The organism is Paenibacillus sp. FSL H8-0457 (assembly GCF_038051935.1).
GTDB classification, from domain to species: domain Bacteria; phylum Bacillota; class Bacilli; order Paenibacillales; family Paenibacillaceae; genus Paenibacillus_AQ; species Paenibacillus_AQ lautus_A.
Genome location: NZ_CP150293.1, coordinates 4,216,722 through 4,234,588 on the forward strand (window position 1 = coordinate 4,216,722; position 17,867 = coordinate 4,234,588).

Below are 17,867 nucleotides of genomic sequence, written 5' to 3' on the forward strand. Positions count from 1 at the left end.
CATAACAGAAGCCCTTCGTTTCATATCAAGCCATCAAGTTCCGGCTTATGAACTCCTCCGCTTCCTTCAATTTTAAAGTAAGCTCCATGCCGTCGGACATGTTCTTCAATCGAAGCACGCCAGCCGCCGCTTCATCTTCGCCGATCAGAATGGCATAAGGGATGCCTTCCGCCGAAGCGGAGGCTAAGGTCTTTTTCAATTTGCGCCGCTGGGTAGCCAATCGGGTACGAATCCCGCGATTCCGAAGTGCCGCAGCAGCCATCAATCCTTCCGGGACAGCTTCTCCTATCGGGATAACCACAACGTGTGGCCTGTTCGTTTCCACCACCCGGTCCCGAAGCATCTCCATGATGGATTCCATGCCGAACGAAAGCCCTACCGTCGGATATGCCATATCTTCCCGTCCAACAAGCTGCCCGATGATCGCGTCATATCTGCCGCCGCCGCCCAGACTTGAACGAAAAGCATGGGACGCGTCGTAAATTTCGTAAACGGTTCCCGTGTAAAACGACAAACCCCGGGAAAGAAACGGATCAAATACGCAGATGTCCTGCAAACCGACACGCTGCAGCAGGCTTTGCAGGATTTGAACTTCGCGCGCGCCCCGCCCCGGCTCCAGGTTGTATGTTCTGGTAATCTGCTCAAACGTCGGTTCCTTGAGATCTACGAAGCTCAGGACGCGGCGGCAAATTTCCGGATCAATCACCTTATCCGCGAGCTCTTTCCGAACCCCTTCCCTCCCGATCTTGTCCAGCTTATCCAGTGTCAACATGACGGATGAACTTAGGTCGGCCGGTACGCCCATAGCTCCCAGGAGTTCACCCAGAAAGCCACGATTGTTCCACCTGAGGACGATCGGAATTTCAAGTCTTCGGAACACCTCGGCTGCGAGCTGCATCAGCTCCGCTTCCGCTTCCGGACCCGCAACCCCCACCACATCGACGTCGCACTGCAGAAACTCCCGCAATCTGCCCCTTTTGACAGGGCCGTCCCGAAATACCTTCCCCATCTCATATCGCTTGAATGGCTGGCTGATGCCTGGGTTCAGCGCGATCACCTTGGCGAACGGTATCGTCAGGTCGTAGCGCAGCCCCAGCTGTCGCGCTCCCTGATCCGTCAGCTGATACATCTCCTTAAGTATTTCTTCTCCTCCAGCGTACTTGGAAGACAGCAGTTCCAATTCATTCAGGATGGTTGACTCCATCTCCGCGTAATCGTAACATTCAAACACTTCGCGAAGCGTCGATTGCACCTTTCTCCTTACAGCCTGTTCCTGTCCAAAATAATCATATGTCCCTTTTACGTTCTGCATCGCTGCTCATCCTTTCGTCCCGAGAAAATAAAAAACGCGCCGGACCTCATGGTCCCGCGCGCTTGGTATGCGGCAGGGAGGCCAACGCGAACAGCGTTAGCCCGCCCTGTAGATTTACAGGCGTGCTAACGCTGCTTGTGATGATGAAGTTGATTCGATTTGATGCTGTTCATGTCATAATCCCCTTCACTTTCAGCCATTGATTAAGGGGAATTATAGCGCAGCTGATCTATATATTCAAGGGCTATTCCTCTTAGATGGTTCGGGACCAATGGCGATGGGCCGCAATCGCATCAATGAAGGCTTGGCCGAACAGCTTCGAATCCTCATTCTCTTTAGCGACCACGATCCCTTCACCGCTCGCCGCCGGAAGCAGATTCATTCCTTCGGCGATGGCCGCGATCGGTTTGAAATGCCGATAAGCTTCCTTGATGAAGTCCAGCACCTTCTGCTCCGTCAGGAGCTCTGACACGCTTAGCGCCCCGCCCGCGACAAGCACCGCGTCGAATAACACGGAATCCGCCCCCAGGAGCGAATGTTTCACTTCCAGTTCTCCGCCGGATTTGCCTGCAATGACGCCAAGCTTCGGGCTAACCACTTCGGTGATGATGCCGGCTTGCTGAAGCTGCGCAAGCACGAACGGAAGCTCGTCCGTAAATCCATTGCCTGCAAGCACAGCCACCTTGCGCGTTAACGGGAGCTTCGCGGTGTTCATCATGCTGAGAGCCGGAGAGGAGTCTTTGGAAGCGGAGCCCCTGGTTTGGGGAGGAATGGTTCCTAACCCTTCCGAAATTCTTGTCGCGAGTTCGCTGTCCACATTCGCAAACAGGTCGACGATCTGCTGGCGGATCTCCTTCCGCTGCACTTTGCCAAGCTCGAACTGGAATGCGGATACGATATGCTGCTTCTCCACCTCGGACATGCTGTTCCAGAACAAAGCCGCCTGGCTGAAGTGATCCTTGAAGCTGTCGCTTCGGGCTTGCACCTTGCGACCCTCCACCTTCTCGGTATAATGCTCGTAGCCGCCTCGTTCGGCTGGAACGGGCTTCGGCGTGTTGCCCGCAATGCCGTTCTTATGATAGCTGACCGGCCCCTTATTGATGGTCATGCGGTGCATCCCGTCCCGTTGGTTGTTATGAACCGGTGCAATCGGACGATTAATCGGAATTTCATGGAAATTCGGCCCGCCCAGACGGGACAGCTGCGTATCGGTATAGGAGAACAGACGTCCCTGCAGCAGCGGATCATTGGTAAAATCGATGCCGGGCACGACATGACCTGGATGGAATGCAATCTGTTCCGTCTCCGCAAAGAAATTATCCGTATTGCGATTAAGCGTCATTTTTCCTATGATTCTGACCGGAATGATCTCTTCCGGCCATATCTTCGTCGGATCGAGGATATCAAAATCAAAATTGAATTCCTCGTCCTCCCCGATCATTTGAACGCCAAATTCGAATTCCGGATAGTTCCCCGTGTCGATGGCATCCCATAGGTCGCGGCGGTTAAAGTCGGGATCCTTTCCTGCCAGCTTCTGCGTTTCGTCCCACACGAGAGAATGAGTGCCCAGCACGGGCTTCCAGTGGAATTTCACAAAATGCGCCTTTCCTTCCTCGTTCACGAAACGGAAGGTATGCACGCCGAAGCCCTCCATCATTCGGAAGCTTCGCGGAAGCGAACGGTCCGACATCGCCCACATCACCATGTGCGCGCTTTCCGTGTTGTTAGCTACAAAATCCCAGAACGTATCGTGAGCGGACTGCGCCTGCGGAATCTCGTTATGGGGCTCGGGCTTTACCGCGTGAACGAAATCGGGAAACTTCATCGCATCCTGTACGAAGAATACAGGCATGTTGTTGCCAACCAGGTCATAGTTGCCCTCTTCCGTATAAAATTTAGTTGCGAAACCGCGCACGTCCCGCACGGTGTCGGCTGAGCCCCTGGAGCCCGCCACCGTCGAGAACCGGACAAATACGGGCGTCACGACGGAAGGATCCTGCAGGAATTTGGCTTTGGTATAATCTTTCATCGATTCATATAACTGAAAATAACCATGGGCTCCAAAACCGCGGGCATGCACAATGCGCTCAGGAATTCGCTCATGGTCGAAATGCGTCATTTTCTCTCTGAAATGGAAGTCCTCCATTAACGTCGGACCGCGTTCGCCAGCCTTAAGCGAATGCTCGTCCTCAGAGACCGTAAGCCCCTGGTTCGTGGTCAAGCTCTTACCGTCATTGTCTACCGTAAATTGTTCCAGCTGTTGGTCCTTGCTCGTCTTGTTGTTGCTGTTGTTGACATTCGAATTGGAATTTGAATTGTCCATGATCGGAACCTCCTGGTATGTAGTAGATGTGTCTCTGACGAGTGTTTCCCTTGGTAACAGGTCCGCTTGCGAACCCGTCATCTAATTACCCTGCAATATGGAATACGAATCCAGTTTCATGCGACCTTCATAAAAAGCTCATGCAATCGAGCTGCAGGCTTAGCGCCGGGACATTCAACGTCTTTCCCTTGTCAATAAAAAAAGCAGCCTCCCTCTTCAGAGGTCGGCTGCAATGTAAAACTGTAATGGCTTAAATCCCTGTCAGTTTATCCGGATTTCTCACGATATAGATATCCTGCAGCAATCCATTCCGGATATTGAAGAAAACGACGCCCGTTACGTTCCCGGCTTGCCGGAAAACAACCCCGGTTTGATGGTTCAATTCCCTGACCGCGATCTCCGGCGCAACACCATCCTCCAGCAGTGCTTGGCGCAGAATGCCGCTAAGAAAACGGGCAACCCGCTCCCGGGTTTCGACCGGCCTTGCCGCCGCGATCACTTTACCGCCGCCGTCGGCCAGAAGGACGGCATCGTCCGCCAGCAGGGACAGGACATGTTCGGCGTTTCCCTCGGACAGGGCCGTGAAGAATCGCTTTACCCATTCCTCCTCGACGGACCCTACGCCAATCAGGTCCTCCTCCGTGATCCCCATTTTTCCTCTTGCCCTGCTCATAAGCTTGCGGCAGTTGGCCTCGGTTTTATCGATCAGCCCGGCGATTTCCGGGTAATCGAATCCCAGCGCTTCCCGCAGGACGAATACGGCTCGCTCCGAAGGAGACAGACGTTCGAGCAGAACCAGCATGGCATAAGAGAGCAGCTCGTGGTTCTCGACGGTCTCATAGGCCTCGCCGTAGGATTCGGGAATCGGCTCGGGAAGCCAAGGACCGAAATACTGCTCTCTCCGATTTCTGGCTGACTTGATCTCGTCGAGACAGCGATTCGTCACCATTTTGCACAAATAGGCTTTGGGCTCCCGTATTTGTCCGATGGGAAGGCTTTGGACCTTCACGAACACATCCTGTACCGCATCCTCTGCATCCGTAACCGTTCCGGTCATTTGATACGCCAGATGAAACAGAAGACCCTTATACTGTTCATACAGCTCTAACATACCGTCTTTACATCCTTTCAAGCAGGATTGTCCCTTATCTAACGAACCATGCTGGAATAATTCCACATGAACGATTTGACCTTGTAAGCCAGCTTTCCTGTGATCATCAGATCCATTCCCCAGGCACGTGACCACACCAGGCCGTGTCCGGGTCCCAATCCAACCGTATACCCTTCATTTACGCTCCTGTGCTTGGCGGCTGGGGTTCCGGTTACATCCGCCTGCACGATGCCGCCAAGCCGCGCCGCTTGCGGAATCGCTTCCTTGCATGTCATCCGGTCTGCGGCACCGCTTACGGGATCGACCACATGCGCGCAATCGCCGATGCCGTATACTCCCGGCGCATCCTTGACACGGTAGCTTTCATCGACAACGATCTGCCCGTCCGCCGTCACGGGCAGCCCCAGGCCTAGCAGCGCGGGGTTCGGAGCCAGACCAAGCGTCCACACCGTAAGGCCGACATGGATGGAAGCTCCTTCAAGAAAATGAAGCTTCCCCTGTTCCTCCTTAAGCGCTCTTCTCCCCTGATGAAGGACTATGCCAAGCTCGGTTAGATATCGTTCAAGCCGTTTCCCTACTTTGGCAGGCCCTTCGAGGAACAAGCGATCCTGAGCATTGAACAGATGCACCTGAATATGTGCCGGGTCTAAACGGAGCTTACCCGCCTCAGCCCGCATCGCGTGAATCAGCTCGGCCGACGTCTCGATTCCGGTAATGCCTGCACCGGCAACGGCAATGCTCATCAGCCGCTGCTTCTCTTGCGCATCCGTTTCTGCTGCCGCAAGCCTAAGATTGGACTGCCAGCGTTCGCGGATACGTTCCGCCGCTTCCATGCCTGTCAGCGATATGCCGCCTTGTTCCGGTGCTGCCTGGCGCACGACGCTTCCAATCGCCATCACAAGGACATCATACTCCATCCTATGCTCCTGCCCTCTGCCGTCTTCCAAGTTCAGCAGCTTGCTTTCCTTGTCAATGTTAGTCACCCTGCCCTGTATGAAGCGGGTGCCTTCCGGCATGACCTGTTCCCACGGGACGGTTATGCTTTCCCCACTAACGGCAGGGCGGAATAAAAGCACTTTCCGCACATGGGCGGACCCTTGATCGATAAGGAACAATCGCAGCTTTCTTCCGTTCAGCCCTTTCTGGCAGCCTTTATGAATGGCTTTGAGGGCATGTATGCCGGCAAAGCCTCCCCCTACGACAACGCATGTGAAATCCTTTATCAATACAACCCATCTCCTTTGGTTTATGCGATTTGCACATAACACGAGAAGGGGGCTGTTTTTGTGACATGACTGCCAACCTTTTTTAAGGGAACTGACTGCTCTTCATCAGCAAGTCCCATAAAAACTCTCTTTGCTGTCCGATTCCTCCTTAAAATCATGCCAATATGTTGCGCTAATCCTGCTTCACACGGTCCGATATCTCAACGAGGCGACGTATTCCCTCATCCAGCTGAACCTCGCTGATATAAGAGTAACTAAGCCTGATCCAGGATTCCATCCGATCCAGCGGATCGCATATCCGTCCGGGAACAAACGCTACCGATTCCGCCAAGCATTGCTGCAATAACGCATCCACGTTGATCGTTTCCGGCAGCCGTATCCATAGATTCAAGCCGCCTCCCGGGCTGCTCCAGCTCCAATCCGTAGCCGCCAGCAGGTTCTCCATCCTCGCTTTTCGAAGCTCCAGCGCAATCCGAAGCTTGGCCACATGCTCCTGCAGCCTGCTGGAGAAGAAATAATGCTGAAAGATCTTTTGCGTCAACAAGGGCGTACCGTTGTCCGAAAGCGCCTTAACCGGTACGATTACCTTCATCAGCTCCGGACGTGCGGCCAGGACCGATATCCGCAGGCCAGGGGCAACGTATTTGCTGAAGCTTCGAATATGAATGACGTAACCCTCGGTATCGTAATAAAAAAAGGGCAGCGGCGGCGGATCTCCAAAATAAATGTCGTGATAAACCTCATCCTCCACCAGAATGCATTCATATCGTTCGGCTAGTTCAACCAGCGCCTTGCGCTGCGTTGCCGGTACCGTATATCCTGTCGGGTTTTGAAACGTCGGGTTCATGTAGAACAGCTTCGGCTTCTCCGTCCGCATCATATATTCGATATGTTCCAGGTCGTATCCTTGCGGCGTAATCTCGATGGGGAGCAGATTGACATTTTGCTGAACAAAAACATCAATCGCCGGGCTGTATGTCGGCCGTTCGATCAATACAGCATCTCCGCTTTTGACGAGCGAACGCGAAATTAGATCAATCGCTTGCTGGGATCCCGTCGTAATCAGCAGTTCTTCCGGATGAACCGCTATGCCCTGCTTCTCCATGAAATACCGGGCCATTTCCTCGCGCAGCTCCAAATCTCCGGACACCGAAGAATAAGTGCTTAATACCTTCGGATACATGTCAAACACTTGTTTGACGTGGTTGGACAAGAATGCATTCGGCAGCAGCGCAGGATCGATCAGCGCTTCCGACATCTGGTAATCGACCTGATGCCTGTGAATGTCGGACAAGCGGCTGCGATTGACGTACAGCGATCTGGCCTGATATTCCCAAGGCGGGCTGAATGCAAGGGATTCCGCCGAAACGTCTTCTGCCTTACTCGCCACAAAATACCCTGATTTATATTTCACTTCCACGATGCCATCCTCTAACAGCTGTTGATAAGCCTTCAACACCGTTAATCGATGAACCTTCAAACGCTTCGCCATAACCCTAACCGACGGCAGCTTGTCAGACTCCTTCCACTCCCCTGTTGCAATGCCTTTTGCAATGGTGTCATAAACCAGCTGCTGCAATGTTCGTTTTCCTGCCTTTTCATCCATCATCGAAAGCTTCATCCGTACTTTCCCCCTGATCTATTTGCAGGCGCATCTGTTCTATCAGACCCAAATCTGTTCTATTAACTACCTATTATAGTATAGAAAAAGGAGGATGCAGCATGATTATTTTTAACTACTTATTAATGTGCGCCATTTTCAGCACCACGTTTCTCGCGATCAAAATCGGCGTGGAGGCTGGGCTGCCGCCATTTCTCTCGGCGGGGCTTCGATTTCTTCTGGCGGGCGCCTTCATCTTCCTGTGGATGATATTGCAGCGCAAGGCAAAACCGAGCCTGCTCTTGCGCAAGGAATTCCTTCTGATCGGGATGACCAGCACGTTTCTGACGTTTGCGACGCTGTATTGGGCCGAGCAGCATGTAGCTTCTGGCATTGCCGCCATGCTGTCGGCTACGGGCCCCATGATGATCCTGATGATTCAATCCGTTGTCATGCGGAAGAAAGCCCGACGCAGCGATTACTGGGGCTGCGCGGTCGGATTTGCGGGCGTGTGCGTGCTCATCATGCCCAAGCTGGCGATCGGGAGCGACCTCATCTGGATTCTGAGCTGCATGATCATCCTTATAGGCGAAATCGGTTATAGCGTGGGCTCGCTTGCTACCCGCAAACTGTCCTTTGACATGCCGGATATCTCGCCGATTACGATCAATGCGGTGCAGATGATGCATGGGGGCTTGGCTTTATTGCTTCTATCCTTGTTCAGTGAACGCGGGCAATGGACTGGGCTGACAACGATGCCGGCCATAGGATCCGTCTTATATTTGACAATCGTCGGCTCGATGCTGGGCCATAGCCTGTATGCCTGGCTGCTAAAAGCGACGAATGCCTTTTTCCCGTCCACCTGGCTCTTCGTGTCGCCGATCATCGCGCTGGGACTCGGTGCATTTCTGTACGGCGAAACGATTTCACTTTATTCGGTCCTAGGCAGTTTGTTCATTATCGGCGGGATTCTGATCGTGAATCTGCCTGAGCTCCGGACACGTTTCATGTCGCGCCGCATGGCATCAAGCTCAGGATAAAGCGTGGCATGGTTCCCCGAATGAATGGACAAACGGAAACGGCTGCGACCCGTAATTCTCGTTACGTGTCGCAGCCGTTATGCTATGCGTTTCTATTGTTATGTTACGATCCCTAATCCACTTTGGCACGATAAGCATCCGCGGTCAGCAGTTTGCCTAGCGCTTCGTCCAGATCGCCTTCCACCTCTACCTCCATAATCCATCCGCCCTCATACGGCTCTCCGTTCACAAGCTCAGGCTGGTCTTCCAAGGAGGTATTCACTTTCGTAATGGTTCCGGAAACAGGGGAATACAGCTCCGAAACGGTTTTGACCGACTCAATGGTGCCGATGCTATCGCCTGCGGAAACCGCAGCGCCCGTCTCAGGAAGCTCTACGAATACGATATCGCCCAGCTGGCACTGCGCATGATCGGAAATACCGACGCGCACCACATTCCCATCAACCCTCAATGCCCATTCATGATCGTCGCTGTACACCAAATTCTCTCTGATTTCGCTCATTTTCGAATACTCCTCTTTTCTTAAAAAAATGAAATTAAGGTGAATGAAAAAAAGGACGCGAAAAAAGGCTTTCGCCTTCTCTCTGTCCTCGGTACCTGAGAGTTTGTGATCGGCCGCCTCTTAACGGTTCGATCTTTCCCCTTGGGTGGCTTGCGCACTCTCCAGAGCTGCGTCGGATGGCGGTTCGTTTACCTGAGAGATTACTCGTCAGCCCGGCAGGCATAACGGTTTGCTCCTTCGGTGCCGCTCGGGTTATCCCCAACTCGTTAGCGGTCTCTCCCATCCATCGTCATTCGCATATTCGGTTGGCTTATTCTCCCACAGAATAAAACAGGGACGAGTCGATGTCAAGATTTCTAACAAAAATTTTAAACATGAACAAATTTTTGATGAAATAAAGGTTGACACTTTATGGAGAGGCACGTTTATAATAATCACAAGAACGTAGGAAGATGACAACTCAATATGTTTCACGCGGATGATGGTATTGGGAGAGATTACCGACAGACTGACAGGTAGCGCCGAAGGAGTAAGCCGGATCACACGGTGAATCTCTCAGGCAAAAGGACCTTTACCGGACGCACCTCTGGAGAGAATTCTGAATAAGGAATCACCCACGGGGAAACTCACACACGCTTGACACAACACTAACATGACATGTGGGGTAACTCTCAGGTACAAAGGACAGAGCAGAAGGATTACGCAACGAGCGGGCTTTTTGAGCACGGCTTGTTATCCTTCTGTCTGTCCTTTTTTGGTGTTTCCCCGATAGACCATGCCAATTAAAGAGGTGAAGAGATGAGTTCATTACAACGTACACCGCTTTACCCGCTTTATTCCGATTTCCCTTCTACTCGCTGCATCGATTTCGGCGGCTGGGAATTGCCCGTGCAATTTTCCGGCATCGTGCAAGAACATGAAGCCGTACGCAAGCACGCCGGCCTGTTCGACGTCTCCCACATGGGTGAATTTATGATCAGCGGACAAGACGCCGAAGCTTTCATCCAGAACATGACCACGAATGACGTCACCCGAATTACGGTCGGTCAGGCCCAATATACGCTAATGTGTAATGACAACGGCGGTACGGTCGATGACCTGCTAGTTTATAAACTGTCGTCGGATCGATTCATGCTGGTTGTGAACGCATCCAACATCGATAAGGATCTTCAGTGGCTTCATGAACACGTCACAGGTGATGTCGCCATCCGGAACGTATCCGCGGAGACGGCACTGATTGCACTCCAAGGACCTGCCGCCGAGAACATCTTGTCGAAGGCAACCTCGGAGACGCTCGGCGATCTCCCCTCCTTCCATTTTATCCAGAACGCGCAAGTATGCGGCCATGCCGCCTTGCTCTCACGGACCGGTTATACCGGTGAAGACGGCTTTGAAATTTATTGCTCCGCCGGGGATGCGCTGGATATCTGGAGAGGCCTGTTAACCGCGGGGGAAGACCATGGACTCATTCCTGCCGGACTTGGTGCGCGCGATACGCTCCGCTTCGAGGCGAAACTGCCATTGTACGGACAGGAGCTTTCGAGCACGATCTCACCGCTTGAAGCCAGCCTCGGTTATTTCGTGAAGCTGGACAGCGGCGATTTCATCGGACGGGAAGCGCTTCAACAGCAGAAACAAGACGGTGTGCCGCGTAAGCTGGTTGGCATTGAGCTTATTGATCGCGGTATCCCGCGGTCCCATTACCCTGTATTCAACGGTAATGGTGAACCGATCGGTGAAGTGACCAGCGGTACTCAATCTCCCTCTCTCAAGCGAAATCTCGGATTGGCCTTGATCGAAACCCCTTATGCAAGCTTGGATTCCGAGGTATGGGTCGAGATTCGCGGTAAGAAATTAAAAGCCAAAGTGGTTAAAACACCATTCTATAAAAGAGGAGCTGCCTTATCATGAAGCATCGTTACTTGCCTATGACAGATCAAGATCAGGCCGACATGCTTGCCGCCGTCGGAGCGGAGACCATCGAAGACCTGTTTGCCGATATCCCTAAATCCGTCCGATACAACGGCGTCCTCCCGATGTCGAAACGGCTGGGCGAGCCAGAGCTGCTGAAGCATATGCGCCGCTTGGCGGACCGCAATGCCGATTTCGACCGGTATACCAGCTTTCTCGGAGCCGGATTGTATGACCACCACATTCCCGTCGTCCTCAATCATGTGATTTCCCGCTCCGAATTTTACACGGCGTACACGCCCTACCAACCGGAGATCAGCCAAGGCGAGCTGCAAGCGATCTTTGAATTTCAATCTTATATCTGCGAATTGACCGGCATGAAAGTAGCCAATGCCAGCATGTATGACGGTTCAACGGCACTGGCTGAGGCAGCGGCGCTTGCCAGCGGGGCAACCAAACGAAAGAAAATCGTTATTTCCCGAGCCGTTCACCCGGAAGCCCGGGAGATCGTTCTGACTTCGGCTCACGGCCTCGATCTGGAAGTCGTTGAAGTCGGCATCGTTAACGGCGTTACCGACCCGGATGCGCTCGCCGCTGCCGTTACGGATGACACGGCAGCCGTGCTTCTGCAATCGCCGAACTTCTTCGGCTGCATTGAGGACGTGAGATCGATCGAGCCCTTGGTTCATGATCAAAAAGCATTGCTCGTGCTGAGCGTAAACCCGCTGTCGCTCGGGCTGCTCGAATCCCCTGGCGTGCTTGGGGCCGACATCGTTGTCGGCGATGCCCAGCCGCTCGGCATTCCTGCCTCTCTCGGCGGACCGACCTGCGGATTCTTCGCGGTATCCGAACCGCTGATGCGCCGCATTCCCGGCCGGATCGTGGGCCAAACCGTCGATAAGGACGGAAAGCGCGGCTTTGTGCTGACGCTGCAGGCACGGGAACAACATATTCGCCGGGAAAAAGCAACGTCGAACATCTGCTCGAACCAGGCGCTGCTCGCGCTGTGTGCCTCCGTTTATATGTCTACGCTGGGTAAAGCCGGCATTCAGGAGGCAGCGCTTCTGAACGTGCGCAAATCCCATTACGCTGCCGACCTTGTCGCCAAGGGCTCCTTATCCCTCCCATTCAGCTCTCCGTTCTTCAATGAATTCGTAGTGAAGCTGACGGATGGAACCAACGTGAAGGAGATCAACTCGAAGCTGCTGGAGGCCGGTTATATCGGCGGTTATGATCTTGGCTCTTCGTACCCTGAGCTTCATGGATGCATGCTGATCGCCGTGACCGAACGGCGGACGAAGGAAGAAATCGACCAGTTTATTGGTGAATTGGAGGCGATTGTATGAAACCGGAAAAAGCCTTGATATTTGAACTCAGCAAGCCCGGCCGCGTCGCCTATTCCCTGCCCGAATGCGACGTACCGGAAACCGACGCCGCTTCATTCATACCGGAGAGCCTGCTGCGCAGCAAACCGGCCGAACTGCCTGAGGTATACGAAGTGGATGTCATCCGTCACTATACCGAGCTGTCGCGACGGAATTTCGGCATCGATAACGGTTTCTATCCGCTCGGGTCATGCACGATGAAATACAACCCGAAGATCAACGAGGATGTTGCCCGTTTTGCCGGTTTTGCCAAGATTCATCCGTACCAGCCTGAGGAAAGCATTCAGGGCGCACTGGAGCTGCTGTATACCCTTCAGAACGACTTGGCCGCATTGACCGGCATGGATCAAGTAACGCTGCAGCCTGCTGCGGGTGCCCATGGCGAATGGACGGGGCTGATGCTGATTCGCGCCTACCATGAGAGCCGCTGCGAGAAACGCACCAAGGTCATCGTACCCGACTCCTCTCACGGCACGAACCCGGCCAGCGCAACAGTAGCCGGTTACGACACGATCACGATTAAATCCAATGAACGGGGCATGGTGGATCTGGATGCCCTCCGCGCCGTCGTTGGTGAGGATACGGCGGCCCTTATGCTGACGAACCCGAGCACGCTTGGCCTGTTCGAGGAGCAGATCGTGGAAATTGCGGAAATCGTGCACGACGCCGGCGGTCTGCTGTACTATGACGGAGCCAATTCCAACGCCATCATGGGAATTACCCGACCAGGCGACATGGGCTTTGACGTGGTCCATCTCAACCTGCACAAAACGATGAGCACACCCCATGGCGGAGGTGGTCCCGGCGCTGGCCCTGTCGGCGTGAAAAGCCTGCTGATCCCGTTCCTGCCGAAACCGATCGTGTCCAAGCGCGAAGACGGCACCTTCTACTGGGATTACGACCGTCCCCAGTCGATCGGCCGCGTGAAGGCGTTCTATGGCAACTTCGGCATTCTGGTTCGTGCCTATGCGTATATTCGCACCTATGGACCGGAAGGACTTCGTCGCGTGTCCGAGCTCGCCGTGCTGAATGCCAACTACATGATGCATCGTCTGGCTCCTTATTACGAAGTAGCCTACCCGGGCTTATGCAAGCACGAATTCGTGCTGTCCGGCAGAAAGCTGAAGGAGTACGGCGTGCGAACCCTGGACGTTGCCAAGCGGCTGCTCGATTTCGGCTATCATCCGCCAACCATCTATTTCCCGCTCAACGTGGAGGAATGCATCATGATCGAGCCGACCGAAACGGAGAGCAAAGAAACGCTGGACGGTTTCATTGACACGATGATCCAGATCGCAAAAGAAGCCGAGTCTACGCCGGACGTTGTCATTAACGCCCCTTACACCACGGTTGTGAAGCGCCTGGACGAAACGACGGCCGCGCGCAAACCGGTATTAAACTGCACCTGCGGATAGCGCAGGAGTTGATCCGTTATAATAGCTTAACAGCTATCGACATGCTTTCTGAGAAGCCAGACCGCATACAGCGGCTGTTTTCTTGCAAGCTAAAGATTAGATGTGGTACGTCTCTGAATTTCATGCTCTCTAATCTCTTAAGAAAGGATGTCCCTCACCGTACAAGCGGCTGTTGGGACACCCTTTTTAAATCGCATAATATAAGGCTTAATGCATCTGTGGGATCTCAGGCACACAGCAGCCCACTTGCCCTCACATGATGCTCTGACACCCTAGGGACAATGGCTGGCCCTTTCCATCTATCTCAATAAACCTGCTGCCATTCCTGGTACTACCCATGCCAACGATTCAGCATCGCTCAGTGCTCAGAATTTGGACCATATCAATTCTCCGCTAACGGCATCTATAAATTCCAAAAGATACTCTGAAACGGTTACTCCTGCTTTTGCTCGTCTCTTGTGCACGGGATCATAGATTAACCGGTAGTGGGCCGTGCCGTCATCACCATCCATATACCACCTGAGCGACACATCCAGCTGTTCCGCATATCGTGCGAGCGCCGAAGCCGCAGAAACCGCGGCCTTAAACCCGCAAGCCTCAAGCTCACGGATTTTCTCATGAGACACACTACGGTACAGAAGCACTTCTCCCGTCATCGTGCTTACGCAAATATTTACACGCTCCAGCCGTACCCGGTATTGATCCATATACAGCGGCAAGTGGAAGAATTCCCGATCTCGCTTCTCTGCTTCGCCCTCATCTCCCTCTTGTTCACTGTCCGTTACCCCGTCTTCCAAATCCCATTTCACTTCCAACCGCAAATACTTGGCGTATGACGGAAAAAATCTCTGCAAGAACAGCTCTGCTCGTTCCCAGCATTGCTCGCGAGTGAGCACCGTCTCTCCGTCGGAGCTTTCCGGTTTATAATGGTACGCCTCTAAGCTGCCTGTGGCCTTATCTATATGTATCATGTAAGCTGCCTGAAGATTGCGAAGCGTTTTTCCCCACCGCCGTTCAAAATATCGGTCCACCGATAACGGATCGGTCGCCGATTGATCCGCTTCATCCTCGTTCATATCGCTTTTGTCAAAGTACAATAAAATCAGGTTTTGATCGTCCCCCCTAGGCTTATCCAGAACATACCGCTCCGTATCAATGCCCAGCTGGGCCTCCCAGAACGGAATTAAATCTGAATTTTCATCTGAGCTTGAATGTTCGGTTCCGGTCCTTGATGGGAGAACAGGCTTAACGGTATAGACGTTATCTAAATTACCGGGATCCGCAGGCGTGATTGGAACAGTCGGCGGCAGCAAATCATGCTGCAGGTTATGTAAGGGTTCACCCGTAACGGCATCGATCTTACGACGCCCCTGAATAGGTTCATAAACCAGCCGATGCTGATCCTCCTCCCCCTCCATGTCATATATAGAGGGATACAGTGTGGTTATGATGGGCTGCATCTCCATATCCTGAAGGATCCTTTGCTTCGCAGCCTCCGCACTAACGAGCCTGTCCGGCCAAACCGGCAGCTCCATTCCCGGGAATTCTTCCGCCTTGTAAAGCACGATATTGAAATCGGCGTCAAGGCGGATCTCACAACCGGAGCGCGGCAGCGGCAATCCGCCGACCTCGGCCCTAAACTCAATCTCAACATAGTTTCGTTTGATCTCTGATCGAATCCAGGTAAGCGCTGCATAATTCGGATGATGCCGGATCATGAACGCTTTAGCTATGTCCGCTGCCTGCTCCGTCGTGCTTCCTGCTTCTACCGCGCTTCCCCGTATCGTGTCATCACGCTCTTGATCGATTTGAAGCCTCATCAGCTGACCGGTCTCCAGGCTTAATGAAACCTCAATTCGGCTGTTCTCGGAATGAGGGTCCTCCCAAATAAACGTTCTCTCTTTTTCATCGAACCCCTTAGGGGTGTTATCCTCCATGACAAGTTCATAATGCTCAGGTATGAAGGTGATCGTTCCTGCAGCTGCCCGGAGCGCCTGGATATCCATGGTCATATCCCGCTTCGCCTCCTTCTCCTTCTCTATTAGAAAGCTCTATTTTATGATATAAAGTATATAATTATATACGGCTTACTTCTACCAAGCTGACAATTTACGAAAGATGCGGTGATCGAATGAGTAACCCGACATATGGCCTGGACGTTAACCAGTATCTTGACCGTATTGGATATACGGGCCCGATTGTGAACAGCGCTTATATGCTCGCCAGACTGCAGGAGCAGCATGTGCATACCGTCCCCTATGAAAATCTCGATATCCTTGACCGAATTCCGCTTTCCCTGGATATTCCCCATCTCTACGATAAAATCGTCACCCGCCATCGCGGCGGCTACTGCTTCGAGCTCAATGCGTTGTTTGGCTGGCTGCTGCAGGAACTGGGCTTTAAGGTCACTCATTACTTCGGTCGCTTCTGGCGGGATGAGAACGATATGCCTGCTAAGCGGCGGCACCATATCCTGCAGGTGGATATCGAAGACCAGCGATATATTGCCGACGTCGGAGTGGGAGGCGCCGGACCTCGCCACCCCTTGGAGCTGGTAGATGGCCTGGAACAAACCCAGGGGAACGAAACCTACCGGCTGGTTCAGACCGAGGCTTATGGCTGGATGCTCGAGGAGTGGAAAAAAGATGCCTGGGATCCGGTCTTCTCTTTTACGGAAGAACCTAATCTACCGAAAGATTTCATCACCACCTCCTTCTGGTGCGAGCATGCCCCCGATTCGCCGTTTAATAAAACGGCCCGGGTATCCATACGTACCGCTGAAGGCAGAAACACCGTGGATGACGACGAGTTCAGAATCTACAAGTCCGGCGGCGTCCACACCTTTAAACCGGGAAATCCACAGGAATATGCCGAAGCGCTTCATACTTATTTCGGTATCCCTATCGATAAATAACAATAAACCGGGCTTCCCCCTAGCAGGGAGCCCGGTTTTTACGATTAATATTCAATTTTGCGCTCCGCAGAGCTCCACGCTTGGAATGGCAGCAAATAATCCGCTGTCCGAACCTGCTTCATGGGGATGGAACGCTGATCCATCGGCATGGCGATTTCATCGTATATGAAATGATCATCAAACCCGATCTCGGCCGCATCCTGCTTCGTGCTTGCATAATAAACGGCATCGGGCCTTGACCAGTAGATAGCCCCCAGGCACATCGGACAGGGTTCGCAGCTGGTATAGATCGTGCAACCTTTCAATTGAAAATCCTCTAAATGCAGGCAGGCTTCCCGTATGGCTTGCACCTCGGCATGAGCGGTAGGGTCGTTCAGCGCAGTAACCAAATTACGGCCCCTGCCGATCACTTGGCCATCCTTAACCACAATCGCCCCAAACGGACCTCCTTCCACATGTTGAACGTTTCGATGGGCTTCTGCAATCGCCTGATGCATCCAGTACTCATGATTATGATCGCTCATTATGTACAGCTCCCTTCCCATGTTCATCCCGATCCCGGTGTGCGTAATCAAACCATCCTCATCGACCGGGCGGCTAACTCTCATCATAGCATATCTTCTTTCGATCTCCTTCATTTTCCAATCTTTTCGCTAAAATGGATTGACGAACCGTATACAAACGTATACAATCACGAGTATTGGTATACAAACGTATACATTTGATGTTGAAGGAGGTTGGTTACATGCGGCAAGAGGAACCACATATGCCGGGCCAGAGCCGGTCGGAGCATCGCGACCGGGACAGCCACCGGCAAGGCGGACGCCACGGAAGACGGCGCGAGGAAGGGCATGGCGGCAGGGAAGGCGGGAAGATGGCGCAAACGTTCCGCCGGGGACGTGCGCTCTCTTTTCTGGACAACCTGGTTGTGAAACGGGAGACCCTGAAGAAACAGGTCAATGATCCGGACCTGCAAGCCATTCGGGACGTGGTCAGCGGAGAGCTGAAAGCGGTGGACCAGATCATTCAGGAGTACATTCAGGCTTTTGAATTGTATGATACGAGGCAGTCTCAGGACGGCCAGCAATAATGGCCCAGGCCATTCATAAACCAATAACCATGACAGAG

The 17,867-nt window shown here is 53.0% G+C and carries 14 protein-coding genes and 2 riboswitches; of the genes, 6 read left to right on the top strand and 8 right to left on the bottom strand.

Features of this window, described 5'->3' with window-relative positions:
* Positions 1-25 precede the first annotated feature (25 nt).
* From MHI43_RS18515 to MHI43_RS18535, 5 genes are all read right to left on the bottom strand, one after another.
* Positions 26-1,312, bottom strand: a complete 1,287-nt coding sequence (locus MHI43_RS18515) for a histidine--tRNA ligase (protein ID WP_036660841.1) — start codon at positions 1,310-1,312, stop codon at positions 26-28.
* Positions 1,313-1,565: 253 nt separating this feature from the next.
* A complete protein-coding gene (locus MHI43_RS18520) occupies positions 1,566-3,635 on the bottom strand; it encodes a catalase (RefSeq protein WP_036660842.1) in 2,070 nt (689 codons plus the stop codon).
* Positions 3,636-3,885: 250 nt separating this feature from the next.
* Positions 3,886-4,746, bottom strand: a complete 861-nt coding sequence (locus tag MHI43_RS18525; protein ID WP_036660844.1) for an RNA polymerase sigma-70 factor — start codon at positions 4,744-4,746, stop codon at positions 3,886-3,888.
* A 38-nt stretch (positions 4,747-4,784) separates the two neighbouring features.
* Positions 4,785-5,972 (bottom strand): FAD-dependent oxidoreductase, encoded by a 1,188-nt coding sequence (locus MHI43_RS18530; protein WP_081746268.1) that lies wholly within the window; start codon positions 5,970-5,972, stop codon positions 4,785-4,787.
* A gap of 172 nt (positions 5,973-6,144) precedes the next feature.
* Complete coding sequence (locus tag MHI43_RS18535) at positions 6,145-7,593, bottom strand: PLP-dependent aminotransferase family protein (RefSeq protein ID WP_051425306.1); 1,449 nt, start codon at positions 7,591-7,593, stop codon at positions 6,145-6,147.
* A 101-nt stretch (positions 7,594-7,694) separates the two neighbouring features.
* Here MHI43_RS18535 and MHI43_RS18540 point away from each other — a divergent pair, with 101 nt between their 5' ends.
* On the top strand, positions 7,695-8,612 hold the full coding sequence (locus tag MHI43_RS18540; protein WP_036660846.1) for an EamA family transporter: 918 nt from the start codon (positions 7,695-7,697) through the stop codon (positions 8,610-8,612).
* Positions 8,613-8,724: 112 nt separating this feature from the next.
* Here MHI43_RS18540 and gcvH read toward each other — a convergent pair whose 3' ends face one another.
* Positions 8,725-9,114: a glycine cleavage system protein GcvH gene (gene gcvH / locus MHI43_RS18545; RefSeq protein WP_036660848.1), complete on the bottom strand. Its 390-nt coding sequence runs from the start codon at positions 9,112-9,114 to the stop codon at positions 8,725-8,727.
* A 171-nt stretch (positions 9,115-9,285) separates the two neighbouring features.
* A riboswitch (glycine riboswitch) is annotated at positions 9,286-9,406 on the bottom strand.
* 186 nt (positions 9,407-9,592) lie between these two features.
* Positions 9,593-9,695, top strand: a riboswitch (glycine riboswitch).
* 217 nt (positions 9,696-9,912) lie between these two features.
* On the opposite strand from gcvH, the gene gcvT reads away from it, so the two are divergent.
* Genes gcvT through gcvPB form a run of 3 tightly spaced genes read left to right on the top strand, consistent with a single transcriptional unit; the run spans position 9,913 to position 13,825 of the window.
* Complete coding sequence (gene gcvT, locus MHI43_RS18550) at positions 9,913-11,025, top strand: glycine cleavage system aminomethyltransferase GcvT (RefSeq protein WP_036660849.1); 1,113 nt, start codon at positions 9,913-9,915, stop codon at positions 11,023-11,025.
* Positions 11,022-12,371 carry an aminomethyl-transferring glycine dehydrogenase subunit GcvPA gene (gene gcvPA / locus MHI43_RS18555; RefSeq protein ID WP_036660850.1) on the top strand — a complete coding sequence of 450 codons (1,350 nt, stop codon included), beginning with the start codon at positions 11,022-11,024 and terminating at the stop codon, positions 12,369-12,371. Before gcvT ends, gcvPA begins: the two co-directional genes overlap by 4 nt.
* Entirely contained in the window at positions 12,368-13,825 is a 1,458-nt protein-coding gene (gene gcvPB / locus MHI43_RS18560) for an aminomethyl-transferring glycine dehydrogenase subunit GcvPB (protein WP_036660851.1), read from the top strand. The genes gcvPA and gcvPB overlap by 4 nt, the downstream gene beginning before the upstream one ends.
* A gap of 365 nt (positions 13,826-14,190) precedes the next feature.
* On the opposite strand, the gene MHI43_RS18565 is transcribed toward gcvPB, so the two are convergent.
* On the bottom strand, positions 14,191-15,837 hold the full coding sequence (locus tag MHI43_RS18565) for a DUF4901 domain-containing protein (RefSeq protein ID WP_036660852.1): 1,647 nt from the start codon (positions 15,835-15,837) through the stop codon (positions 14,191-14,193).
* A gap of 119 nt (positions 15,838-15,956) precedes the next feature.
* Between MHI43_RS18565 and MHI43_RS18570 the strand changes: the two genes are divergently transcribed.
* Positions 15,957-16,739 carry an arylamine N-acetyltransferase gene (locus MHI43_RS18570; RefSeq protein WP_036660853.1) on the top strand — a complete coding sequence of 261 codons (783 nt, stop codon included), beginning with the start codon at positions 15,957-15,959 and terminating at the stop codon, positions 16,737-16,739.
* A 44-nt stretch (positions 16,740-16,783) separates the two neighbouring features.
* Here the strand turns inward: MHI43_RS18570 and MHI43_RS18575 are convergent, their stop codons facing one another.
* Complete coding sequence (locus MHI43_RS18575; protein WP_015735860.1) at positions 16,784-17,263, bottom strand: nucleoside deaminase; 480 nt, start codon at positions 17,261-17,263, stop codon at positions 16,784-16,786.
* Positions 17,264-17,484: 221 nt separating this feature from the next.
* On the opposite strand from MHI43_RS18575, the gene MHI43_RS18580 reads away from it, so the two are divergent.
* Positions 17,485-17,829 carry a hypothetical protein gene (locus MHI43_RS18580; RefSeq protein WP_051425307.1) on the top strand — a complete coding sequence of 115 codons (345 nt, stop codon included), beginning with the start codon at positions 17,485-17,487 and terminating at the stop codon, positions 17,827-17,829.
* Positions 17,830-17,867: the final 38 nt, after the last annotated feature.